The sequence below is a fragment of the Helcococcus ovis genome (genome assembly GCF_004524775.2).
GTDB classification, from domain to species: Bacteria; Bacillota; Clostridia; order Tissierellales; family Peptoniphilaceae; genus Helcococcus; species Helcococcus ovis.
On the sequence record NZ_CP119081.1, the window covers coordinates 822518 to 847393 of the forward strand.

At 24.8% G+C, this 24876-nt stretch carries 26 protein-coding genes; 23 read left to right on the plus strand and 3 right to left on the minus strand.

Going from position 1 to position 24876, the window contains the following annotated elements; all coding sequences use genetic code 11:
* The 17 genes from xseA (at position 1) to miaA (ending at position 16368) form a co-directional block, all read left to right on the plus strand.
* Positions 1 to 1182, plus strand: a complete 1182-nt coding sequence (gene xseA, locus EQF90_RS03890; RefSeq protein ID WP_167554143.1) for an exodeoxyribonuclease VII large subunit — start codon at positions 1 to 3, stop codon at positions 1180 to 1182.
* Positions 1172 to 1360 (plus strand): exodeoxyribonuclease VII small subunit, encoded by a 189-nt coding sequence (gene xseB / locus EQF90_RS03895; RefSeq protein ID WP_134710653.1) that lies wholly within the window; start codon positions 1172 to 1174, stop codon positions 1358 to 1360. Before xseA ends, xseB begins: the two co-directional genes overlap by 11 nt.
* Positions 1353 to 2189 (plus strand): polyprenyl synthetase family protein, encoded by an 837-nt coding sequence (locus EQF90_RS03900; protein WP_134710654.1) that lies wholly within the window; start codon positions 1353 to 1355, stop codon positions 2187 to 2189. The genes xseB and EQF90_RS03900 overlap by 8 nt, the downstream gene beginning before the upstream one ends.
* An 8-nt stretch (positions 2190 to 2197) precedes the next feature.
* On the plus strand, positions 2198 to 2650 hold the full coding sequence (locus tag EQF90_RS03905) for an arginine repressor (RefSeq protein WP_134710655.1): 453 nt from the start codon (positions 2198 to 2200) through the stop codon (positions 2648 to 2650).
* Positions 2651 to 2652: 2 nt separating this feature from the next.
* Entirely contained in the window at positions 2653 to 4314 is a 1662-nt protein-coding gene (gene recN, locus EQF90_RS03910) for a DNA repair protein RecN (RefSeq protein ID WP_134710656.1), read from the plus strand.
* Positions 4311 to 4856 (plus strand): NUDIX hydrolase, encoded by a 546-nt coding sequence (locus EQF90_RS03915; RefSeq protein ID WP_134710657.1) that lies wholly within the window; start codon positions 4311 to 4313, stop codon positions 4854 to 4856. The genes recN and EQF90_RS03915 overlap by 4 nt, the downstream gene beginning before the upstream one ends.
* Positions 4856 to 5485: a site-2 protease family protein gene (locus EQF90_RS03920; RefSeq protein WP_134710658.1), complete on the plus strand. Its 630-nt coding sequence runs from the start codon at positions 4856 to 4858 to the stop codon at positions 5483 to 5485. The genes EQF90_RS03915 and EQF90_RS03920 overlap by 1 nt, the downstream gene beginning before the upstream one ends.
* A gap of 10 nt (positions 5486 to 5495) precedes the next feature.
* Positions 5496 to 6227, plus strand: coding sequence for a segregation and condensation protein A (locus EQF90_RS03925; protein WP_134710659.1), 732 nt, complete (start codon positions 5496 to 5498; stop codon positions 6225 to 6227).
* Positions 6224 to 6775 (plus strand): SMC-Scp complex subunit ScpB, encoded by a 552-nt coding sequence (scpB, locus tag EQF90_RS03930; protein ID WP_134710660.1) that lies wholly within the window; start codon positions 6224 to 6226, stop codon positions 6773 to 6775. The genes EQF90_RS03925 and scpB overlap by 4 nt, the downstream gene beginning before the upstream one ends.
* Positions 6762 to 7454 carry a pseudouridine synthase gene (locus tag EQF90_RS03935; RefSeq protein ID WP_167554144.1) on the plus strand — a complete coding sequence of 231 codons (693 nt, stop codon included), beginning with the start codon at positions 6762 to 6764 and terminating at the stop codon, positions 7452 to 7454. The genes scpB and EQF90_RS03935 overlap by 14 nt, the downstream gene beginning before the upstream one ends.
* A gap of 8 nt (positions 7455 to 7462) precedes the next feature.
* Positions 7463 to 8119 carry a (d)CMP kinase gene (cmk, locus tag EQF90_RS03940; protein ID WP_134710662.1) on the plus strand — a complete coding sequence of 219 codons (657 nt, stop codon included), beginning with the start codon at positions 7463 to 7465 and terminating at the stop codon, positions 8117 to 8119.
* On the plus strand, positions 8109 to 8684 hold the full coding sequence (locus EQF90_RS03945) for a lysophospholipid acyltransferase family protein (RefSeq protein WP_134710663.1): 576 nt from the start codon (positions 8109 to 8111) through the stop codon (positions 8682 to 8684). The genes cmk and EQF90_RS03945 overlap by 11 nt, the downstream gene beginning before the upstream one ends.
* Before the next feature lie 153 nt (positions 8685 to 8837).
* Positions 8838 to 10052: a 30S ribosomal protein S1 gene (rpsA, locus tag EQF90_RS03950; protein WP_134710664.1), complete on the plus strand. Its 1215-nt coding sequence runs from the start codon at positions 8838 to 8840 to the stop codon at positions 10050 to 10052.
* Positions 10053 to 10104: 52 nt separating this feature from the next.
* Positions 10105 to 11040 carry a DMT family transporter gene (locus EQF90_RS03955; protein WP_167554145.1) on the plus strand — a complete coding sequence of 312 codons (936 nt, stop codon included), beginning with the start codon at positions 10105 to 10107 and terminating at the stop codon, positions 11038 to 11040.
* Positions 11037 to 13646: a DNA mismatch repair protein MutS gene (gene mutS, locus EQF90_RS03960; RefSeq protein WP_134710666.1), complete on the plus strand. Its 2610-nt coding sequence runs from the start codon at positions 11037 to 11039 to the stop codon at positions 13644 to 13646. Before EQF90_RS03955 ends, mutS begins: the two co-directional genes overlap by 4 nt.
* Positions 13639 to 15462 carry a DNA mismatch repair endonuclease MutL gene (mutL, locus tag EQF90_RS03965; RefSeq protein WP_134710667.1) on the plus strand — a complete coding sequence of 608 codons (1824 nt, stop codon included), beginning with the start codon at positions 13639 to 13641 and terminating at the stop codon, positions 15460 to 15462. The genes mutS and mutL overlap by 8 nt, the downstream gene beginning before the upstream one ends.
* On the plus strand, positions 15463 to 16368 hold the full coding sequence (miaA, locus tag EQF90_RS03970) for a tRNA (adenosine(37)-N6)-dimethylallyltransferase MiaA (protein ID WP_134710668.1): 906 nt from the start codon (positions 15463 to 15465) through the stop codon (positions 16366 to 16368).
* 52 nt (positions 16369 to 16420) lie between these two features.
* On the opposite strand, the gene EQF90_RS03975 is transcribed toward miaA, so the two are convergent.
* Both EQF90_RS03975 and yneA read right to left on the minus strand, forming a co-directional pair.
* The gene (locus EQF90_RS03975; RefSeq protein WP_209021398.1) at positions 16421 to 17686 is read right to left on the minus strand and encodes a DUF1576 domain-containing protein; all 1266 of its coding nucleotides are present in this window, start codon (positions 17684 to 17686) and stop codon (positions 16421 to 16423) included.
* Positions 17687 to 17742: 56 nt separating this feature from the next.
* Complete coding sequence (gene yneA / locus EQF90_RS03980; protein ID WP_167554146.1) at positions 17743 to 18036, minus strand: cell division suppressor protein YneA; 294 nt, start codon at positions 18034 to 18036, stop codon at positions 17743 to 17745.
* Positions 18037 to 18165: 129 nt separating this feature from the next.
* Between yneA and lexA the strand changes: the two genes are divergently transcribed.
* Positions 18166 to 18777, plus strand: coding sequence for a transcriptional repressor LexA (lexA, locus tag EQF90_RS03985; protein ID WP_134710671.1), 612 nt, complete (start codon positions 18166 to 18168; stop codon positions 18775 to 18777).
* Here the strand turns inward: lexA and EQF90_RS03990 are convergent.
* Positions 18774 to 19751, minus strand: coding sequence for a tyrosine recombinase XerC (locus EQF90_RS03990; protein WP_134710672.1), 978 nt, complete (start codon positions 19749 to 19751; stop codon positions 18774 to 18776). The two genes, lexA and EQF90_RS03990, sit on opposite strands and share 4 nt — an antisense overlap.
* Positions 19752 to 19823: 72 nt before the next feature.
* Between EQF90_RS03990 and EQF90_RS03995 the strand changes: the two genes are divergently transcribed.
* From EQF90_RS03995 to EQF90_RS04015, 5 genes are all read left to right on the plus strand, one after another.
* Positions 19824 to 20321 carry a COG2426 family protein gene (locus tag EQF90_RS03995; protein ID WP_167554147.1) on the plus strand — a complete coding sequence of 166 codons (498 nt, stop codon included), beginning with the start codon at positions 19824 to 19826 and terminating at the stop codon, positions 20319 to 20321.
* A 406-nt stretch (positions 20322 to 20727) separates the two neighbouring features.
* Positions 20728 to 21177 (plus strand): thioester-forming surface-anchored protein, encoded by a 450-nt coding sequence (locus EQF90_RS04000; protein ID WP_134710674.1) that lies wholly within the window; start codon positions 20728 to 20730, stop codon positions 21175 to 21177.
* Positions 21178 to 21264: 87 nt separating this feature from the next.
* Entirely contained in the window at positions 21265 to 22920 is a 1656-nt protein-coding gene (locus tag EQF90_RS04005; protein ID WP_134710675.1) for a Cna B-type domain-containing protein, read from the plus strand.
* 671 nt (positions 22921 to 23591) lie between these two features.
* Positions 23592 to 23720 carry a hypothetical protein gene (locus tag EQF90_RS04010; protein ID WP_280633448.1) on the plus strand — a complete coding sequence of 43 codons (129 nt, stop codon included), beginning with the start codon at positions 23592 to 23594 and terminating at the stop codon, positions 23718 to 23720.
* Positions 23721 to 23739: 19 nt separating this feature from the next.
* Positions 23740 to 24792 carry a hypothetical protein gene (locus tag EQF90_RS04015; RefSeq protein WP_134710676.1) on the plus strand — a complete coding sequence of 351 codons (1053 nt, stop codon included), beginning with the start codon at positions 23740 to 23742 and terminating at the stop codon, positions 24790 to 24792.
* The last annotated feature ends 84 nt before the right edge of the window (positions 24793 to 24876 follow it).

Sequence of the window (24876 nt, forward strand, 5' to 3'; positions counted from 1 at the left end):
TTGAAAAAACTAAATGCTATAACTGTCAAACAACTAAGTAAATACTTAAAATCAGTTATCAAAGAAGATTTTATATTAAACAATATTTTTATTGTTGGAGAAATTGTTAATTTAAGAGTTACTATGTTTTCTTATTTTTCATTAAAAGAGGATGATGAGACAATTTCTTGTGTAAAGTTTGATAATGATTTTGATTTCAGTGATGGGGATAAGGTTTTAATTAAAGGGTATTTAAATTTATACACAAAAGATAGTAGATATCAAATTATTGTAAAAGATGTACAAGAATATGGAGTTGGTGAAAGTAGCATAATTTTAAAAAAACTTAAAGAAAAATTACTAAAAAAAGGATATTTTGATAATGATAATAAAAAAAATATTCCCAATATTCCATATAAAATAGGTCTTATTACCGGATTAAATTCGGCAGCATATTATGATTTTTTTAAGGTTCTAAGTGATAATAATTATAATTGTCAAGTTTATTATTATAATTCGCTTGTACAAGGAAAAAGTGCAGAAATTGATATAGTTAATGGACTTGATATATTAGATAAATATAAGCTTGATCTTATTGTACTTACGAGAGGTGGAGGATCAAAAGAAGATTTATCAATATTTAACAGTGAATTAATTGCTGATAAGATTTTTGAGTTAAATACTCCTATAATTACTGCTATTGGTCATGATATTGATTTAAGTATTTCAGATTTAGTAAGCGATAAATTTTTGTCTACTCCAACTAAAGCTGCTGAATACATTGTAAGACAAAATGTAAAATATAAAGAAAATTTATACAACATTAATAGATTTATAAATCAAAATATTCAAAATATAATTGCAAATTTTGAAAAATCATTAAAACTGATAAATTCGAAAATTGAATTAAATAATCCAAAAAATATTATTCTTGAAAGGGAATATTATTTTAATAACAGAAAAAATAAAATCAATTATTTAATTAATTATTTGATTACTGATTATGAGAAAAGATTGTATTATACAAGAAATAAAATAGAGAATCTATTTAATAATATTCTTAATAATAAAAGTATTTATATTAAGAATGATTCACGTAAATATATAGATATTAAAGATATAAAAGTTGGCGAAAAATATATTATTTTCAATAAAGATATATCATTTAAGATTACAGTTGAGGAGAAAATTGATGAATGGTAATTATGAAGATTTATTTAAGAGATATGATGAAATTTCTTTACTTTTAGATAATAAGGAAATAAGTCTGGAAGAATCTATAAAGCTTTATGAGGAAAGTACTGAAATTTTCACAAAATTAGAAAAAATGTTAAGTGAATCAAAACAAAAAATAATAAATATAAGAGAAAAAAATGTTTGAATTATATGATATTAGAAAAAAAGAATTTGAAAAAATAATAATTAATTATTTTGATAATGATAAATTAGGAGCTGTTTTAAATTATTCAATTGAATTTGGAAAAAGAATAAGACCACTTATTTTGATAGAAACATATAAAATGTTAAAGGATAACAACTATTCAAATGAAGAATTTGAAAATGTACTCGGATATGCTATTTCTCTTGAGATGATTCACAATTATTCATTAATTCATGATGATTTACCATCTATGGATAATGATAATTTTAGGAGAGGTAGAGAGACTACTCACTATAAATTTGGTGAAGATATGGGAATATTAGCAGGAGATTCATTGTTAAACTATTCATATGAGAATATTTTTAAGATTTTATCTAATAATAACTCAATTAATTATATAAATGCTGCTAAATATTTGGCTGAATGTGCTGGTTATCAAGGAATGATAGAGGGACAAGTATTAGATATAAATGATAACATAAATAATATTGATGATTTAATAAAAATGTATAAAAATAAGACGTGTAAATTGATTATGGCAGCTACAAAGATTCCGGGATATATATCAAGCAAAAGTAATGATATTCTTGAAGAGTTAGAGTTATTAGGTTTTTATATTGGTATGGCTTTTCAAATACAGGACGATTTATTGGATGTTAAACAGGATGAAAAAATAAATAAACTGACATATATAAGTTTTACTGGAAAAGATAAGGCATATTGTGATATGATAAATTATTCTAAAAAAGCATTAAAAATATTATTAAAGTATAAATACAATGATTTTTTAGTAAAATTAATTGAAAATTTAATTAAAAGAAAGCATTAGGGGGTAAAATGCGTAAATATGATAGACAAAGAATAATCTTGACTTTGATTGAAGATAATGTTGTGGAAACACAAGATGAATTAACAAAGTTATTAAAGGATAATGGGATTGTTGCTACACAAGCAACCATTTCAAGGGATATTAAAGAACTTAGAATTACTAAAGTTCAAACAGAAACAGGAGTATATAAATATACAGTTTTAGATACAATGCATGATACTTTAAATGAAAGATATAATAAAATATTTAGATCAGCAATTTTAAGTATAAGAGAAAATAGAGGTAGAATTATAATTTCTACAATTTCTTACGCTGCATCAGTGGCAGGACAAGCATTAACTAACAGAAAGATTGAAGGAATCACAGGGATTTTAGCTGGCTATGACAATATTATTGTTGAAGTTGGTGAAGACTACGATCCAAAAGAAATAGTTGAAAAGATAAAGGAAATGATTAATTAATTATGTTATTAAATTTGTACGTGAAAAATTTTGCGATTATAAAACAAATTAATATTAGTTTTGATAATGGATTAAATATTTTATCAGGAGAAACCGGATCAGGTAAAAGTTTGCTATTAAAAGCTTTATCTTTAATTAAAGGGGAAAGATTTAGCAAAGATTATATAGGTAAATTTGATCAAAAAACAATTGTAGAGGTTGTATTTACAAGCAATGATAATATAAATAATCTTTTATTGGAAAATAATATTGATATTGATGATAATATTATTCTTACAAGAATATTTGATCGAAATGCTTCCGTTACAAAAATAAATAATAGAGCATGTAGTGTAAAGTTCATGAGTCAAATAGCAAATGTGCTATTTGACATTCATGGACAACACTCACAATTAGTTGTTTTAGATAAATCTAATTATATTTCTTTAATTGATAAATTTGATAAGACTACAGATATTTTAAAAATTAGTTTGTCAGAAAATCTAAAAACACTTAATAAATTAAAAAGTGAAATTTCTAATTTAGAAATTCCTGAAGATGAGTTAGAAAGAGAAAAGGATTTATTAAAATATCAGATAAATGAGATAGAATCTTTTAATTTTAATGAATATGATGAAGAAAAATTAAATAAAGAATACAAAAAATTGACAAATCAAACAGAGCTTATAAATGGAACGAATGCAATAATTGATGCTGTTTCTCAAAGTAATAAGTCGTTATCAGTTAAAGAAATTATAAATATGTTGTATGATAAATTATTAGATTTGGAAAGATTAGATAGTGATCTTAAAGACTTAACGAGTGATATTCTTAATATTAAAGAGTTGATATATGATTTTTCAAGAAATATTGAAAATTACTCTTATACTCTCGATATAGATGAAGAAAGAATACAAGTTATAGAAGATATATTTTCTGCATTTCAAGTTTTAAGATTAAAATATGGAAAGACTCCTGATGAGATTTTAGAATTTTTAGAAAATATAAAGTCAAGATTTAAGATACTAAGTAATATTGAAAAAAGAAGAAATGAACTTGCTCTTGAAATTTCTAAGATTAATAATGAAAATAAAAAAATTGCAGATGATTTAACTAATAAAAGAATTAAAATAATCAAAGAGCTAGAAGATAAAATTATAAAAGAATTAAGTGAAATGAACATGCTTAATATTGATTTTAAAATACAATTAAATAAATTAGAAAAAATTAGTAAAAATGGTCATGATGATATTGATTTTATGATATCTACAAATAAAGGGCAAGAGCTTAAGAGTTTGAGTAATGTTTCATCAGGTGGTGAAATTTCTAGGTTTATGTTAGCGTTAAAAGCTGCATTGATTGATAAAGAAGATTTGGAAACTATAATATTTGATGAAATTGATACAGGAATAAGTGGTAAAACAGCTGATATAGTGGGAAATAAACTAAAGAAAATTTCAAAAGTATGTCAATTAATTGTTATATCACATTTAGCTCAAATTGCAAGTAAATCAGATACTCATTATTTAATATATAAAGATGTTGAGAATGATTTTACTATAACTAATATTCAAAAATTAGATTATGATGGAAAAGTCAAAGAAATTGCACGTTTAATTTCCGGAATAGATATAACGAAAAATAGCATGGATGCAGCAAATGAATTATTAAAGGAGAGTTTATGAGTGACAATTTACATATAGAAGAAACTATAAAATCTGAAAAAATTTATGAAGGAAGAATTATAAAGGTTAGAGTGGATACTGTGGAACTTGAAAACAGAAGTTATGCTAAAAGGGAAATTGTTGAACATGATCGAGGTGTTGGTATAGTTGCTATTAATGAAAATAAAGAAATATACTTGATTAAACAATTTAGAAAACCTGTTGAAAAAGTTATATATGAAATACCTGCTGGGCTTGTTGAAGCTAATGAAAATCTTGTAGATGCTGCCGTTAGGGAAGCTCAGGAAGAAATTGGATATAAGCCAAATAACATGAAACTTATTGCAGAAGCATATGCTTCTCCGGGATTTACAGATGAAATAATATCAATATTTTTGGGTACTGATTTAGTGTATGATAAGCTTGATTTAGATGAAACGGAGTTTTTAGAACCATTTAAGGTTCCATTGAAAAAAGCTGTTGAAATGGTTGAAAATTTTGAAATAGTAGATGCAAAATCAATTATCGGAATTTTATATGCAGCAAGAGAGTTTGGAATATAATGAATAATAAGTTTTTTGATTTAATTATATTAGTTATAAGTCTGTTATTTGTGATTATAACTCACGAATTGGGGCATGCGGTTGTTGCTTTGTGGAATGGAGATGATACAGCAAAAAAAGCGGGAAGAATTACTTTTAATCCACTAAAACATTTAGATTTGATTGGTACATTATTTTTAATTGTGATGAAATTTGGATGGGCAAAACCGGTACCTATAGATTCGAGAAAATTTAAAAATGAAAGATTTGGCTTATTTACAGTATCTATTGCAGGTATAACAGTTAATTTAATTACATGTTTTTTTGCAATATTAATATTTAATACTTTATTTTATTTTAATATATATAACTATTTTGTTTATAGTTTGCTAGATAACATCGCTTTATATTCAGTAGTTTTTGCAGTTTTTAATTTACTACCGATACCACCATTAGATGGTTCAAAAATTTTAGCAAGTATATTACCTAAATCATTTGAATATTTCATATACAAAAATGAAAAATATTCTTATATTATTTTGTTAGTTTTATTATATTTTGGCGTTATAAACAGGATTATAGTTCCTGCGATAAAGCCAATTTTAAGCTTTTTTAATATGATTAGTATATATATTTTAAAAATATTCTAGTGGAGTTTTTATGATAAATGTTTCAACTGGAGAATTTTATGGTCCTTTTGATTTATTATTAGATTTAATAAAGAAATCAAAGTATGACATATATGAAATCCAAATTTCAGATATAACAAATAAATATATTGAATCATTAAAGGTTCTAAATATACCAGCTGATGAAACAGCTGATTTTATTTTGATTGCTACACAATTATTATATATAAAAACTCGTTCATTAATAAAGGATACTTCTCAGGAGCAAGAAGATGAAGATCTTATTTCTCAAGATGAGCTTGTAAGACGATTAGTGCAATATAAAAAAATAAAAAAAGTAATTCCATTATTAGAAAAATTGGAAGAGCAAGGAATTAGAAAACATTGTAAGTTACAAGATGACTTTTCAAGATTTAATGATGATAGTGAAAATATTGTTTATGATATTGATAAATTAAAAAATACTTTAGAAAAATTAATAGAATTATTTTTAAGTGTTGATGAATTTAAGGTTGATAGTATATTGAATATAGAAGAATATTCTTTAGAAAAATACAATCAAGATATTAAACTACAATTGATTAAAGATAAAATTATTAGTATTTCTAAAATGCTTAAAAAAGTTGAATCAAAATCAGAAGCAATTATTATATTTTTATCCATTTTAGAACTATCTAAGACAAATGATTTAATTATTATTCAGGATAATGTTTCAATGGAAATTACTGTTGAGATTAAAAATCAAATAAAAGAGGAAGAATGAGTAAAAGAGAATTAAAATCAATAATTGATGCTATTTTATTTGCTTGGGCTGAACCTATACATATAGATGAAATAATGAAAGTTATTGAACAAGATAAAAAAACGACAAGAGAATTAATTAGAGAGTTACAGGATGAATGTGAACATTATAGAAGAGGGATTGTCTTAAATAATTATGATGATTATTATCAATACAGTACAAGATCTGAACATGATGAATATTTAAAGAAGTTAACCAAGTCTTCACCTAGAAAAATAACAAGTTCTACAATGGAAGTTTTAGCAATTATTGCTTATAATCAGCCTGTGACAAGAATAGAAATTGATAATATTCGTGGTGTGAAAAGTTATAGCTCCATAGATACATTAAAAGCTAAAGGATTAATTGAGGAAGTTGGAAGGCTTGATGCAGTAGGTAAACCTGTTTTATATGGTACTACTATTCAATTTTTGAAGATGTTTAATCTTTCTTCATTAGATGAGTTGCCAAAAATTGAAAATCTTGAAGAATTAAATACTATTTTGGAAAATGAAAATGATGAGAATTAATAAGTATCTATCCCGTTGTGGAGTAGCCTCCAGACGAAATGCTGAAAAATTAATACTTCAAGGATTAATTAAAGTAAACGGGAAAATCATTACGGATTTATCATTTCAAATAAATGATGATGATATAGTAGAATATAAAGGACACATTTTAAGACCTGTTGAAGATAAATTTTATTTTGCTCTAAACAAGCCCATAAATTATGCTTCTACTAATTCTAAAAAGTTTGATGATAAAATTATCTTTGATTTAATTGATGTTAAAGAAAAGTTGTTTTCTATTGGACGATTGGATAAAGATAGTAGGGGATTAATTATTATTACAAATGATGGAGATATTTATAATAAAGTTATACATCCCAGAAATATAATTTTTAAGAAATATATTGTGAAACTTGATAAATTTTTTCTGAAATCTCATAAAAGTATTTTAGAAAATGGTATTGATATCGGTGGATATATTACCAGTCCGGCAAAAATTAAGATTTTAGGAGATAAAACTATTCAAATTGAGATAAGTGAAGGAAAAAATAGACAAATTAGAAGAATGTTTGCGATTTTAGGTTATAAGGTACTAGATCTTAATAGAGTATCAATAGGTAAAATAGAATTATCCAATTTAGAAATAGGAAAATATAGAAATTTAACAATTAATGAAATAAATTATTTGAAAAACTTATAGGAGTAATTATGTATAAATCAATAGCTATTGATGGACCTGCTGGAGCAGGTAAAAGTAGCATATCAAAATTATTAGCAAAAAAAATAAATTTCCATTATTTAGATACTGGTGCAATGTATAGAGCTTGTACATATTTTTATCTTTTAAATAATATTGATGTAAATGATGAAAAATCAATAAATGAAAATATAGATAAAATTAATCTAACAATTGAAAATGGCGTTTTTTATCTAAATGGAAAAGATATTACAAAAGAAATTAGATCTGATGAAGTAACAAAAAACGTTTCATTGATTTCAAGTTATAAAAAAATAAGAGAAAATTTAGTTGATATGCAAAGAAATATAGCTAAACAAAATAATATTATCCTTGATGGTAGAGATATTGGTAGTCATGTATTAAAAGATGCATCAATTAAATTTTATTTAACAGCAGATGCTGAAGTACGTGCGAATAGAAGATTAAATGATGATGCGGTATCAAGTAATTTAACATTTGAAGAAATATTAGAGGATATTAAAAGACGTGATTATTTTGACAGTCATAGAGAAATTACACCTTTAGTAAAAGCTGATGATGCAATATTAATAGATAGTTCAAACTTAAGTATTGATCAAGTAATTGATTTAATGATTAAACATTTGGAGAAAAATAATGTTATATAAAATATTAAGATTTATTGCTAGACCTATATTAAAAATTTTAACGTTATACAAAATTATAAATAAACCTAAAGTTATTCCTGATGGTAATATTATAATTTGTTCAAATCATAAAAGTTTGCTGGATCCATTTTTATTAATATTGGCATTTGATAGAAATATTAAATTTATTGCTAAAAAGGAACTTTTTAAGTTTAAACCATTAGGTTGGTTTTTAAGACAAGTTGGAGCATTTCCGGTTGATAGAAAAAATAATGATATAGATGCTGTAAAAAAATCAATAGAAATACTTAAAAATAATGATGTATTAGGGATTTTCCCTGAAGGAACAAGAATTAAATCAGATAAAGATGTTAAAAGAGAAAATTTTAATAATGGAATAGCTATGATAGCATTAAGAAGTGATTCAAATATAATACCTATAGAAATAAAGGGAAAAATCGGACTTTTTTCAAAACCTAAAATTATATTTAAAGAATTAATACATATTGATGATTATAAATCTTTACCTAAAAAAGATATTTATAGAGTAATAGTTGATAAAGTATATAACAATATATACAATTAATTACATTTTTTTAATAATTTAAATTAATAAAAATGCTCTTTGATATTTTAGAGATAATTTTGCAAAGTTTTTTTGCAAAATTATCTCTTTTATTATAAAATAAGTAGAGACGTATAGTATATCTATACTATTTTTTAGGAGGAAGTCAGTTAAATGGATAATATAACAAATGAAGAATTTATGGAACAAGTAGAAGAAAGCATGGTAAAAATTTACCCAAAAGATATTGTTAAGGGTACAATTATTAATGTTAAAGAAGATGAAGTATTTGTGGACATTAAATACCGTTATGATGGGATTGTAAAAAAAGATGAAATGTCTGAAGAAGAAGCTGCAGATCCATTAAAAGCATTTTCAGTTGGTGATGAAATAGATGTATATGTAATCAAATTAGATGATGGTGAAGGAAATGTATCATTATCAACAAGTAGAGTTGAAGGATTAAAAAACTGGAAAAAATTACAAGAAGCCTTTGAAAAAGGTGAAGTAGTTAAAGCTTCTGTAAAGGGTTCAAATGCTGGTGGATTAGTAGTTAAAGTTATGGGGATAAACGGATTTATTCCGGCATCACAAATTACTACTTATTTTGTAAAGAACTTCACACAATATGAAGGACAAGACTTAGATACAAGAATTTTAAGTATCGATGAAAAGAAAAAAAGAGTTGTATTATCAAGTCGTGTATTACAAGAAGAAAAATTAGATACTGTATGGGAAAAATTAGTTCCTGATGCAATTGTAACTGGTAAAGTTGTAAGAATGGTTGACTTTGGTGCATTTATTGACTTAGGTGGAGTAGACGGATTAGTTCACGTATCAGATATTTCTTGGGATAGAATTTCAAAACCATCAGACGTATTAGAAATTGGACAAGAAGTTGAAGTTAAAATCTTAAAAGCTAATAGAGAAAAGAGTAGAGTATCTTTAGGTATCAAACAATTAACAGAAAAGCCTTTTGATTTATTTGTTAAAAATCACAAAGCTGGAGATGTTTTAACCGGTGAAGTAGTAAACCTATTAGATTTTGGTGCTTTCTTAAAATTAGAAGAAAGTGTTGAGGGTTTGGTACATGTTTCTCAAATAAGTAATGAACATGTAGAAAAGCCATCAGACGTACTAAATATTGGAGATAAATTAGAAGTTAAAATTTTAGAAATTGATGCAGAAAATCAAAGAATTTCTTTAAGTAAAAGAGCTTTAATGGAGCCAAAACAAACTGTAAAAGAAAACAAAGAAGTTTCTGAAAAAGTAAGTAGTAAACCAAAAGTTGAGTCAAAGAAAACAGTAAAATCTGAAGAGCCAAAAGAAGATAATTCATTTGGATCAAACCTAGGTGACTTACTAGATAATTTGAATTTAGAAGACTAAATTTTTTTGCAAGAGGGATAATATCCCTCTTTCTTTTATTTAAGGAGATATGATGAATAAAATAATAAAAAATAGATTTAGTGCCTATTTACTTGCTATTTTATGTATGTTTTTGTGGGGGTCTGCATTTCCTACAATTAAAACAACTTACAAAATATTGAATATAGGGACGAATGATTATTTCTCAATGATTTATGTAGCCGGATTAAGATTTTTTATTGCCGGATTAATTGTATTAATTTTAATGTCATTTTTTGATAAAAGAAATATAATACAGCTAAAAAGTAATTTTACTTTTTTATTAAAAATTGGTTTAATTGTGATTTCTTTTGGATATTTATTTTTCTATATTGGTACCGGAAACACCTCAGGTATGAAATCATCTTTATTGACATCTTCATCTACTTTTTTAGTTGTAATATTATCACATTTTTTATTAAATGATGAAGATTTCAATAAATTTAAGCTTTTAGCAATTATATTAGGCATTTCGGGAGTAATTTTCTCGAATATTAATAAGGAGTTTAATTTTAGTTTTACATTTTTAGGCGAAGGATTTTTAGTTATTAACTCATTATTAAGTTCTTATGGGACAATATTTGTAAAAAAATATGGTAAAAATGTTTCACCATTTGCAACAGCGTCAGGACAATTTTTGTATGGTTCAATATTATTAATTATCGTTGGATATTTTGGACATGAAAAAGCACTACATTTTAATTATCAGGCTATTGCATTAATTTTATACGGCGGGATAATTTCATCTGTTGCATTTACATTATGGTATTTTATTTTAAGAGAATACAAAGCAAGCGAAATATCTTTTTTAAGATTATTTATACCATTTTTTGGTACAGCATTAAGTGCATTAATTTTAGGAGAAAAATTAAATTTTGGTATACTTATTGGGTTAATTTTAGTAATTTTTGGTATAATAATTATAAATAAATCTACCGAATTAAATAAATTAACTACAGGTGAAAAATGAAAAATATAGATATTAACAAATTAACTCCAATGATGAAACAATACATGAATATTAAGCTTAAAAACATGGATAAAATACTTTTTTATAGATTGGGAGATTTTTATGAAATGTTTTTTGACGATGCAATAATCGCTGCTAGAGAACTAGAATTGGTTTTAACAGGCAGAGATTGCGGATTAGAAGATAAAGCACCAATGTGCGGAATTCCGTATCATGCAGCAAATTCATATATAAATAGATTAGTAGATAAGGGGTATAAAATTGCGATTGTCGAACAAGTGGAGGAACCAAGTCAAGCTAAAAGTATAGTTGATAGACAAATTGTAAAAATTATATCACCGGGAACTCTATTAGATTTAGAAGGTAAAGAAAATTATAATAACTTTATTTCCAGTGTATTTTTTAAGGATAACTCAGTAGGCATATCATATATGGATATTACTACGGGAGAATTTAATACTACTGAAATTTTAAATAAAGAAAATATAGAAAGATATATAATTGATTTTATTTCAAAAGTAAATCCTAGAGAAATTATCTTAAATGAAAAAATTAATTTAAAGGCTTTTAATGATTTTGTTGAGAATAATAATATTTTTATATCATATATAGAATATAAAGAGCTAAATTTAAAAAATATTATAAGTTATATAAGTGGTAAAGTTAAAAGCTTTAGCAACAAATTGTTTAAAAATAAGATATTTTCTCTTATTTCATCATATATATTATTAGATTATATTTATTTATATCACGATAAAGATTTAACTCATATTAATAGTTTAAACTACATTAATTACTCAAATTTTTTGATGATTGATGCTAATACAAGAGATAATCTTGAAATTCATAAAAATTTAAATGATGGCGGCAGAAAAAATTCTTTACTTAATATTATTGATTATGCAAGCACTCCTATGGGCTCCAGAAAAATTAATTCTTGGTTAGAATTTCCATTGATAAATAAAAAAGATATAAATTACAGATTAGATATTGTTAATTATTTTGTAAATAATTATGAAAAATCAACAGAATTAGAGAATATTCTTAAAGATATATATGATTTAGAAAGAATTTTAAGTAAAATTGCATATCAAAATGCTAATACTAAAGATTTATTAATTTTAAAAAGATCATTGGAAAAATTACCTAATTTGAAAGAATTTTTGAATGATTCCGATTTTGATAAATTTAATGTACTGGTTCAAAATTTTGATGATTTAAGTGATATTTTTAACTTAATTAATAAATCCATTAAAGAAGATGCTCCTATTCAAATTACGGAGGGGGGGATTATTAAAGATGGATATAATGAATACTTAGATTCTATCAAAAAAAATTCTATAATCGGTGAAAAAAAATTACTTGAATATGAAATATCTGAACGAGATAGAACGGGAATAAACAAGCTTAAGGTTTCATATAATAAAAATATTGGATATTTTATAGAATTAACAAAGTCTAATATTGATAAAGCACCTTCAAATTATATCAGAAGACAGACATTAAAAAATTCTGAAAGATATATCACTAATGAACTTAATGAAATTTCAGATATGATATTGGAAGGACAAACAGATACAATTAACTTAGAATATAAGTTATTTATAGAAATAAGGGAATACATTTCAAATAATTCTACGAGAATAAAAAATGTAACAGACTTAATTTCAGTAATTGATGCATTAAATTCCTTTGCACAAATATCAGTTAAAAATAACTATTGTAGACCTATATTTAATAATGAAAACTATATTTATATTAAAGATGGAAGACATCCGGTTATTGAGCAAAATTTAGGATTTGAAAACTTCATTTCAAATGATACTTTAATCGGAAAGAAAAATAAGACAATACAAATCATTACAGGACCAAATATGGCAGGTAAATCAACATATATGAGACAAACTGCATTGATTTTAATTTTGGCTCAAATAGGATGTTTTGTACCGGCATCAGCATGTGATATTTCTATTTCAGATGCCATATTTACAAGGATTGGAGCTTCTGATAATCTTTCAAAAGGCGATTCTACATTTATGGTGGAGATGAAGGAAATGTCTAATATCATAAAAAATGCTACAAAAAATAGTTTTGTTATTTTAGATGAAGTTGGCAGGGGAACAAGTACAAATGATGGATTTAGTATTGCAAAATCAATATTAGAATATATTGTAAAAAATATTAATTGTAAAACATTATTTGCAACTCATTATCATGAATTAACAGATTTAGAGGAAGAATATAATAGTATTGAAAATTTAAAAGTGAAAATACACGAAGAAAATAATAATATTGTATTCTTAAGAAAAATAGTTAAAGGCAAGACTGATAAATCATATGGTATAGAAGTAGCAAAATTATCCGGATTACCAAATGAAATTTTATTTAGAGCTAATGTAATATTAAAAGAATTAGATAGTAGTACAAAAAATAAAACTCAATTAAGTTTTAATATAGACAATAAAGAAGATTCTCAAAAACAAATAGAAAAAGATATTCTTTTAAGTGAATTAAGTTCAATAGAAATTGATAATATAACGCCTATTGATTCATTAAAAGTATTAAATGATTTTATAAAAAAAGCTAAGGATTTATTAAATGATTAAAATTTTAAGTGAAGATACAATACAAAAAATTGCTGCTGGCGAAGTAATTGAACGTCCAGCTTCCATAATAAAAGAATTAGTAGAAAATTCAATTGATGCAAAGTCAACAAATATAATAGTTGAAGTAAAAAATGGAGGAAAGACATATATTAAAGTTTCTGACAATGGAAGTGGTATACATCATGATGAAATAGAGACTGCATTTTTAAGACATGCAACTTCAAAAATAAATAATTTCATTGATTTATATAACATTTTATCTATGGGATTTAGAGGAGAAGCATTAGCATCAATAATTTCCGTATCTAAATTAATAATTAAATCTAAAACTTCAAATGAAGATTTAGGTACAAAATTAATATATGATGATAATAAATTAATTGAAAAAAAGAAAGTAGGCATGAATACAGGAACAATAATTGAAGTTTTTGATTTATTTAAATATATTCCTGTAAGACAAAAATTTTTAAGTAGCGATATTACAGAAACAAATAAAATTACACATTTAATGTACAGTTTTGCTATAGGTAATCCTAATATATCCTTTACATATATTAGAGATAATAAAGAAGTTTTTAAGACGTTAAATACACAAAATGAAAAAGTAAATTTACAAATTTTATTTGGTGATGATTTTATTAATAATTCTATTAAGTTGAATGTTAAATCTGAAAATTATAAAGTTGATGCTATATTTTCCAATAATAAATACTATAAAGGAAATAGAAGCATGCAATATATTTATGTTAATGGCAGATATATTGTAAATGATTCAATTACAAATGCTGTAGAAACATGCTATTTTAATTTAATTCCAAATGGACGTTTTCCGCTATTTAAGCTTGATATCAAGGTTGATCCGAAACTTATTGATATAAATATTCATCCAAATAAACAAAAAATTAAATTTACATTTGGCGATGAATTGATAGATTTATTAAAGAAAAATATAACAGAAGCTTTATATGAATCTGATAAACCAAAGATTATTGATATAAACAATAATGAGTGTGATGAAACAATTAATTTTCATAAATTAAATCAAGGGGATGGCTACAAAAAGATTTTAGATTTATATAAGTCAGAAAAAAATAACGATAATTCTCAAAAAACTTTTAGTCAAAATTCTAAAGATATATTTAAGGAAAATGAAAAGACTTATGTATTTACCGATATTTCAGATAATAATGATAATTTACTTGAGAATCATATAGAAAAAACAGAAGAAATTGATAGTACTGAAGTTATACAAACAAAAATAAATTTAGACAATATTGAATTTAATACAACACTCTTTAATAAGTTTTTAATCTTTGATAAACTGGCTGATAATTCAATCATTATTATAGACATAGATTATGCAAATCAAAGAATTATTTATGATAGAGAAATTAAAAATAACAATAAATTATCTCAAACTCTACTGGAACCAATAGTTATAAATCTTACTAAAAAGGAAATTGATACATTTGAATTTAATATAAATAGGCTTAAAAAATTAGGTTATGATATTGATTTATTTAGTGATAGCAGTGTTATAATACGCTCAATACCATATTATTTAGATATACCTTCAACTAGATCTGATTTTATGAATATTTTGGATACTACAAATAATTTTGATGATAAAAAAGAAAATTATATCTTAAAAAAAGCAATATCTTTGGCAGCATATAAATCAAAAAACATTACAAAATTAGAGGCTAATATGATGTATAAAGAATTATTAAATACAACAAATCCAAATACATCACCTTCAGGGAAAGTAATTATATATGAATTAGACTATGATACATTTATGAGGATATTAAAATAAATGAAAAAAGTTATTATAATAGCTGGACCCACAGCTGTAGGAAAAACAAATTTAGGCATAAAACTTGCCAAGAAATTAAATACAGAGATTATTTCTGCTGATTCTATGCAAATATATAAACAGCTTAATATTGGCACAGCAAAAGTAACTATGGAAGAAATGAATGGAATAAGACATCACTTGATTGATATAATCAATCCTGACGCAAATTATTCTGTGCAGCAATTTAAGAATGATGCATTAAATATAATAAATGACTTGCACAGTGCTAATAAAATTCCTATCATAGTTGGTGGCACAGGTTTATATATTGATTCACTAACGCATGATTTTGATTTTGTAAATGTTAAACCTAATTATGAATTAAGACATAAATTAGAAAATATATACAATAAAGATCCGAATATATTACTTAAACAAGTACATGAAATTAGTGAAAAATATATAAATCTTACATTAAAAGATAAAAAGAAAATTATAAGAGCTATAGAAGTATATAAAGAATCGGGTAAAATACTAAATTATGATAGAATACACAACTCTAGCGATATAAAGTATTATCTTTATGTATTAAGTGATGATAGAGAAATATTGTATAAAAGAATTAATTCTAGAGTAGATAAAATGATAGAAAACGGATTAGTAGATGAAGTAAAATCACTAATATCAAATGGTTTAGATTCAAATTCACAATCAATGAAAGCAATAGGGTATAAAGAAGTATTACTTTATTTAAATGGTGAATATACTTTAGAATATATGATTGAAAAGTTAAAACAAAATTCAAGACATTATGCTAAAAGGCAACTTACCTGGTTTAGAAGAAATGAATTGAGTGATTGGATAAATATAGAAGATAAATCAATTAATGATGTAATTAATTATATATTAGATAAGCTTAATTAATAAAATAGCTAAAACATACTATTTGGTAGTGTATTTTAGCTATTTTTATTTATCATGTTTCTATAAGATTTTTCTTAAATTCTCTAATTTCATCATATATCGGGACTAAAATAGCTGCTACAAATCCTCCTGAAAAACCATTATTATATAGATTTGCTCCTCCATATAAATAACCAACATTAAATACAACAGCCATGTGAGAAAAACCTGCAAATATTCCCCCTATAATGCCATATTCTCCGGTAATAGGACTCAATGTTGTACCAAATAAGCCTGCAAGTATGCTAGCTGTCGATGATGGTTCATGTATATTTAGAGTACCTGCTATAAGTACACCAATAAATATAGGAATTGAGTTTTTAGGATGCTTACCATATGCACTAAAAGCAGAAACAGATAAAATCCCGCCAACAACCGGGCCGTTAAATATGCCCCCAACTATTATTACAAAAAGAGAAGCGATTATTCCCATTAATCCCATATTTAGTAATGTTGTATAAAATCCATGTAAATTGATATAATCAGATGGTAATTTTCCTACATTATTTAATAATAACTTATATTTAGAAATTATGTATTTATCTCTTAAAAAACTATATATAATCATAAATATAAATAGAGAAAAAATATATATTTTAATGCTTAAATCGGATCCTTTATATAAAATACTTACACTATCTACTTTTATATTAAACATTCTCATTATACCTACTGTTAGCATTGCAATAACACCACCGGTAAATCCTATATTGTATAAATTATATCCTTTATGAAACTTTAAGAAAGATATAGACAATGGTGTAATAATTAAACCTATAATAATGCCAACAGTATATGCTAAAATTATATCTATTAAAATTGGCAAATTAAGATTAAAGGTAATTATACTAACAATAGGAGCTAGTGCCGTTACATAAAGTGATTGTAATATATAATCTCCTAAATTTTTGTTTTTTAGTTTTGCATATATAAATACTCCAATTGATAAAGGAAATGAATTAAAAATATTTTTTCCAAAAAAAGAAAATCCTGTAACTAAAATAATCGCAGCAACCTCAGCTCCATATAACTCTTTTTTTACATATTTGGATGTAAAAATTGAAAACATCATGATGGTAAAAGCATTAAAAAATGCTGCTGATACACCGCCAACCTTCATATAATCAGTTAATAAATTTGATGGGGAAGCGAGTATTTTTATAAATCCATTGAAAATATCATTAATATTTCCGAATAGAAATGACATTAAAAGTAATGATAGCGACATAATATAAAGTAAGTATTCTATTTCATTTGTTTTTTTATGTTTTGATTTCATAAGACCTCTCATTTATATTTTTTATTTTAACATAAATGAGAGATAAATATAACTTCTTAATTAGGAATATACAATTTAAATCCAGGTTTTATATTTGAACTGGATAATTGATTAATTGCTTTTATTTCGTAAACTGTTTCACGGATATCTTTATCATAGTTTAAATTTTCTGCAATATTCCATAGAGTATCACCATTTTTTACAATTACAATTTTTTGATTGTTATCTTTACCTTCTACTATTACTTGTGTATTAAGTAATGTAAATAGATATGTAAAAAGTATAGTTGTCATAAATAATAAAAATAAAAATCTATTAAATTTTTTTTTGTTTTTTATTTTGTATCCCATAATTCTCCTCGCAAACATTTGTTCTATATTTAGAATAACAGAACAAATGTTTATTGTCAAATTTTTTCGAACATTTGTTTTATTTTATTTTTTTTGGTATAATAAAATAAAACAGAAAAAGGAGTATTTATGTTAAACGACAGACAAATTAAAGTATTAAATTTCTTAATTGAATATATTTCTATAAATCAATTTCCACCATCAGTAAGAGAAATTCAAGCTAAAGTTGGTATTAAATCTACATCTACTGTAAATAGTGATCTTAATAAATTAAATAATTTAGGATATATAAAGAAAAATAATCAAATGAGTAGATCAATTGAAATATTAAAAGATGCAAATGGGGATAGTACCCATAAAGAAGAAACTATAGATGTTCCATTATTAGGTAAAGTTGCAGCCGGCACGCCAATTCTCGCTGTAGAGGATGTAGATTCATTTTTCCCAATACCTGATTATTATTCTAAATTTGGAGAATTATTTATGCTTGAAATAAAGGGTGATTCTATGATAGAAGCAGGCATACTTGATGGTGATAAAATTTTAGTTAAAAAGACAAATTATGCTGATCACGGAGATATAGTTGTTGCCTTAATTGATGATTCTGCTACATGTAAAAGATTTTACAAAAAAAATGATCAGGTAATGTTGATTCCTGAAAATTCCACAATGGAACCAATTATACCTGATAATTTACAAATACTTGGTAAAGTTATTTCTTTATTTAGAGAACATATTTAATTATTATCAATTTTTATATTACTTAATGGATTAACATCTATTGCTCTTTTTACATTATCATCTGCCACATGGGTGTAAATCTGTGTGGTAGCGATTGATGTGTGACCTAACACTTTTTGCAAAGTTCTTATATCGACTCCTTCACGATACATAAGTGTAGCAGCAGTATGTCTTAACTTATGTGTTGAATACCTTGTTGTATCAAAACCTGCAATTTTTAAATGTTTTTCAATCATGTGTTGTATAGCTCTATTACTCATTCTATTTTTACGATTACTTAAAAATAAGGCATTTTCATCTTCAATATCCGGTCTGACTTTTAGATAACTGTCAATAGCATATTTACAAGCTTCAGTCATATAAACATGTCTTTCCTTATTTCCCTTACCTATTACTGAAAATTCAGTACCTTTAATGCTATCAATATTCATACTTGATAATTCAGATAATCTTAATCCCGTCGTTAAAAATACTAATACAATAGCAAAATCTCTTAATCTCATAAATAAATTTTTTTCTTGAGCAATTGAATTTAGTAGTATTTTAGATTCATCGAGTGTTAAATATACAGGATTTCTTTTTTTCATTTTTGGTGTTTCTAATTCTAAAGTTGGATTTTCATCAAGAGTTTTTGACACTGTAGTTAGATATTTATAAAATGTTCGCAAACTTGAGATTTTTCTTGCTCTAGTTGTCGAACTATTATCACGTTCATTATCTCTATATGAAATATAGCTATGTAAGTCTATAATAGTTATACCTTTTAGATACACTTCTCTCAATCTACTTATATCAATATCTTCAATTTTAGTATTTTGTTCAAAATCCAATAATCTAAGTCTATAAGTCATAAATTTTAAATATAATCTAATGTCATAAAAATACTCATGAACAGTATTAGGGGATAGACCTTTAATTGTTTTTAGATAATTAATAAAATCTGTTAAAAAAACAGGTACATCGTTATTATACATAAATTCTCCTTTTGTATTTATATTATATCATATGTTATAATATATATAGTATATCAATTAATGGGAGAGTCTATGACATCAATTATAAATCAAATTATTAATTTCTTAAAAAATAACATATCTTCAGAATTTGCCATTGCAATTATTTCAATGGTACCAATTGTAGAGTTAAGGGGGGCTATCCCTTTAGGGATAGGATTAGGAATGCCTTTTACAAAGGCGGTAATTATTAGCTATATAGGTAGTACTATACCCGCATTCTTCATAATTTTATTAATAGGGTATGTATTTAAGATTTTAAGAAAAATAAAATTTATGGATAAACTTATAAATAAAATTAACGAAAAAACATTAAAAAACAAATATAAAATTGAAAAATACGGATATTGGGGATTATTATTATTTGTAGGTATTCCATTACCTGGTACAGGTATATGGACAGGAAGTTTGTTATCACATTTATTAAATATGGATAAGAAAAAATCATTTGTAGCAGTTGCTTTAGGAAATGCGCTAGCCGGATTAATAATTGCAATAGTTTCCGGAACATTTTTTAATTTAGTAAGATAAAAAAAATATTCTTTATATAGATTTTAATAGGTGGTAATAATTTTAAATATTTTATAATAATACTTTTAAGCTGATTAAATTAATAATATACATGTTAATATAATAAATATTTTTTATAAATTCTGATCATTTTGATCAGAATTTTTTAGTTAATTAAAGTCATTTTAAATTTAATGTTGATAAAATAATAGAAATAAGAAGCTGTAAAAAAAAGTAGACTTTAATTTACAGTTAAAATCTTACAAATTATCTACTATTTTAAATTTACCAAATGTAATTAAATTCTTAGTAAATCGTACAAAATATATTATTTTTTCATTATATCACAGGATGACAATTAAAGTCTAATATTAGTGACAATTAAAGTCTGCATTATCTTACAAAAAATAAATATTGAGGAGGAAAAATGAAAGAAAAATTAAAGAAATTAGTAAGTTTTATGTTTGTTATATTTCTTTTGGCACCTTATGTATCTACAAGTTTTGCCATGGAAACAACCGAAAATTCTCAATCAAGTGAAAAATTAAATGATGTATATGATTGGCAGGGATATAGTGAAAAAGATACAGGAATAATAAAAGTTAAGAAAAACGACAGTATTTCCTATAATGCATATTGTTTTAACAAGGAAAAATCATTACCACCTTCGGATAATAGTGAAAAAATTATTTATAAAAAAATAGACGGATCGGGAGATGTGTTTACCCAATATGCAAGTAAAGCAAGAATACAAAATCAAGAATTGAATGATAGAATTTTAAGTATTATATATAATGGATATCCTACTAATGCAAATAAAATTTTAGATGGATTAAGTGATGCAGATGCAAACACGGTAACTCAAGCAGCTATTTGATATTATACGGATAGTGAGGAAAATAAAGGATTTTGGACAATATTAGATCGAGAATATAGAAAAAAAGCTGAAGAGGCATATAAAAAATTGATATCAGACAATTTGGAACGTGATGTTCAAAACAAAAGACCTGAAAATTTTAAATTAAATTTGTTTGTTACTAATCAGAAAAACGAGAAAAAAAATAAGGAATATCAAAATTTATTAAGTGCTGAACATGTTCCAAATGATCCTCCTAAAAAAATTGAAAGTAAAAAATATATTACTGTAATGAAAATTTGGAGTGGAATAGAAACTGGCAGCGAAACTCCAAAAGTATCATTTCAATTATTTAAGGGAAATGAAAAAATAGGAACACCTAAAGAATTTAATGGAGACCAAATAATTTTTGAAGTTGATGCTACAAGTAATGGAGTAGATACTGAAAATAATAACTACACTGTTAAAGAAGTAGTTGCAGAAAAAGAAATAGAAGAAGGCGAAACCGCAAAGATAGATGGAAATTTGTATAAGGTAAACTATGAAGGTGATGCGGAAAAAGGATTTAAGGTAATCAATAAAAAAATTACAGAATGGTTGCCACTAGAACCTGCAAAAACAAAAGTATCTGTAGAAAAGAAATGGCAAAATTATGAAGGAAAAGATATAAATCCTACTGTAGATAAAATAAAAGTTCGTTTATATTCGGATGGAAACAAGAGAGAAGAAGTCTTGGAATTAAATTCTGAAAATAATTGGAAAGGTGAGTTTAAGGATTTACCAAATACGAGTAGATTAACCGGAGAAAAATACAATTATACAGTAAAAGAAGAGGGTGAAAGCGAAAAACAAATAAATCTTGATAATAAATGGTTCGATGTTACATATGATGGAAACATGGAAGATGGTTTTACAATAGTTAACAAAGAAAAAAGATCATGGGTTCCAATAATTCCGCCAATACGTGAAATTAAAGTAGCTAAAGAGTGGAAAGACTATAAAGGAGATAATCTGGATAATATTCCTGTAGAAGAAATACAAGTACAGTTATATAAAGACGGAGTAAAAGAAGGTGAGATTCAAAAGCTAAGTAAAGAAAATAACTGGAAATATACATTTAAAAATTTAAAAGATTACGAAAAATTAGGAAAAGAAATTAAAAAACATATCTACACTATAAAAGAAATACATAATGAAAAAGAATTAGAAAATGGTGAAAGTACAAAATTTAATGGTAAATGGTATGGAGTAAGTTACACCGGTAATATGAAAGATGGATTTACAATTACCAACAAAGAAAAAGCACCATGGACACCAATGATACCGCCAACAAGAAATATCAAGGTAACAAAAAATTGGAAATTATTGACCGCAGAAAAACCTGTAGACAAAATCGAAGTAGAATTATACAAAGACGGAGTTGCTACAGGAAAGAAACTTGAACTTACAAAGGACAATAATTGGAGTGGAGAATTTAAAAACCTTGAAGTAGCAAATGGATTAGGAAATATCAACTACGATAAATACACAGTAAAAGAAGTAGGGGAAATCGATAAAGCTATAAAGCTTGATGGTAAAGTATTTATTGTAAGTTATGAAGGAGATATGAAAACTGGGTTTAAGATAATAAATAAAGAAAAACCACCGGTACAACCTAAAAATCCTAATACATCAGATAATTTTACAAATATGACTTTTATAAGTATTACAATTATTTCTGCTTTAGGATTGGGCTACATTTCGCTAAATAAAAACAAAAAATAAATAGATAAATTTTAATTTATGCTTATTATATAAATATAATTTGTAAGAAGAGTTAAAAATATAAAAAAGTTTGCATATGCAATTCATTACTTATTTTAAGTTTGGAGATATTATGCAAACTTTTATCTATTCATACTTAATTTGCTATTTAAGTGTATTAGTATGCAGAAAATTAAGAAAATTTCATACTATGTATAAATAGTTGACATTAATAAATTATATATCGTATAATATAGGTAAAATGAAGACCTGTGACGGTTCTGACAGGTCGGTAAAATAAAATACTAACCGATAGAATATAAGAAGGAGCTGTCGCAGAATAGTTAAAAATGTTATTTTGCAACAGCTCCTTTTTTCAAAATTATGCAAAAGTTGAAATAAGCATGTTCAGATTATCAGAGGAGAGTTATATGATTTTAAAAAAGTTATTAAGTAAATCCTTTGTCTCAATTATTTTTTCTGCTTAATATAGGTATTGTGTGTATGCTTACATTGTTAATTTGCAATTTAAATCAATGATGAGATTTTAGTGACTAAGAGTAAATTCTTAAAGGTAATATATACATCAAAGAATTAGAAAAATAAATAAATCAAGCTTCCTAAAAGGATATGAAACAAATTTTATAATCACGTTTGAATGGTTTTTAGAAGAAGATAATTTTGTAAAAGTATTGTCTGGTAGATACACAGATAGAAAAAAGACATATAAAAAAGCAAATAACTCAAATTCATCAGAAGAAAAAACAAAAGAATCTTCAAATAATTCTTTTGAAGAAAGATATATTAGAGAATTTAATTAAATTATCAAAGAGGTAAAACATGAAAAAGAAATTTTTAGTATTAATAGCTTTAACATTTATATTAACTGCATGTTCAAGTAAACCAAAACAAGAAGAAATAAAGGATAATAAAAAGAAAATTACCACAGAAAACAAAAAAGAGTTAAAAATACAAAACGCACCAATGTTTTCTAATTTTAAGGTAATCAATAAAAATAATAAGGAATTTATCAAGGCAGATATTAAAAATGATAAGGATAAAATAAAAACATTAAAAGTTTTAGATACATTTAAGATACCATTTACAAAACAAAAAGAAAGTGTTGAATTTTTAAGAAGTTTATGGGATTTAAAATATAAAAAAGAAATAGTTGAGAAAATAGAAAAAGAAGTAAAAGCTATAAAAGATATTAAGAAAATAAAAGAGATAGCAAAAAAAGAAGAAAAGAAATCCAATGAAAGTAAAAATATTGTTAAAGATGAAAAAGAGTTAGCACAAAAATCAGAAACGTTAAAAAAAGAAATTGTAAAAAATAAAGAAACAAAAAAAATTGTTGAAACAAAATCTCAAAAGATTGTAGAAAGAAAAAAAGAAAAAGAAACAGTTAATGAAACAAAAAAAGACAAATATACAACAAGTATTGAAGAAATACCATTTAAGATTATAGATAATTATGCAAGTACAGGTGCTAAATCAAGAGTATATCAGGAAGGGGAAAAAGGCATAAAAAAAATAACATATAAAAATGGAGCTTATTATAGTGAAAAAATTACAAAAAATCCAATAAATAAAATAATAGAAAGATATATAAAAGTAAAAGATAAAATTGAAGAAATAAGAGAAGTAGAAGATAAAGAAGATCCTATTGTTGAATATACAGTTAGAGATAGATGGTTTGTTACTACAGATTTAGGAACAGAATATTTTTATTCAAGTAAAGAAGCTTTAGATAGACATATTGAATTAGGAAATCAAGGTTATACAGGTAACTGGGGGAATGCACAGCCTGAAACAACAGAAAAAATAACAGGATATTACAAAAAGAAAGTTAAAGTAAAAGTACAAGAAGAAAAATGGGAATGGAAAAGATAAGATAACTTTTGATTAAAATAATCTTAAGTTACCATCAAAGAGAGAAGCAATTCTGTCTTTTTTAATTGTTAAATCCATGTAACA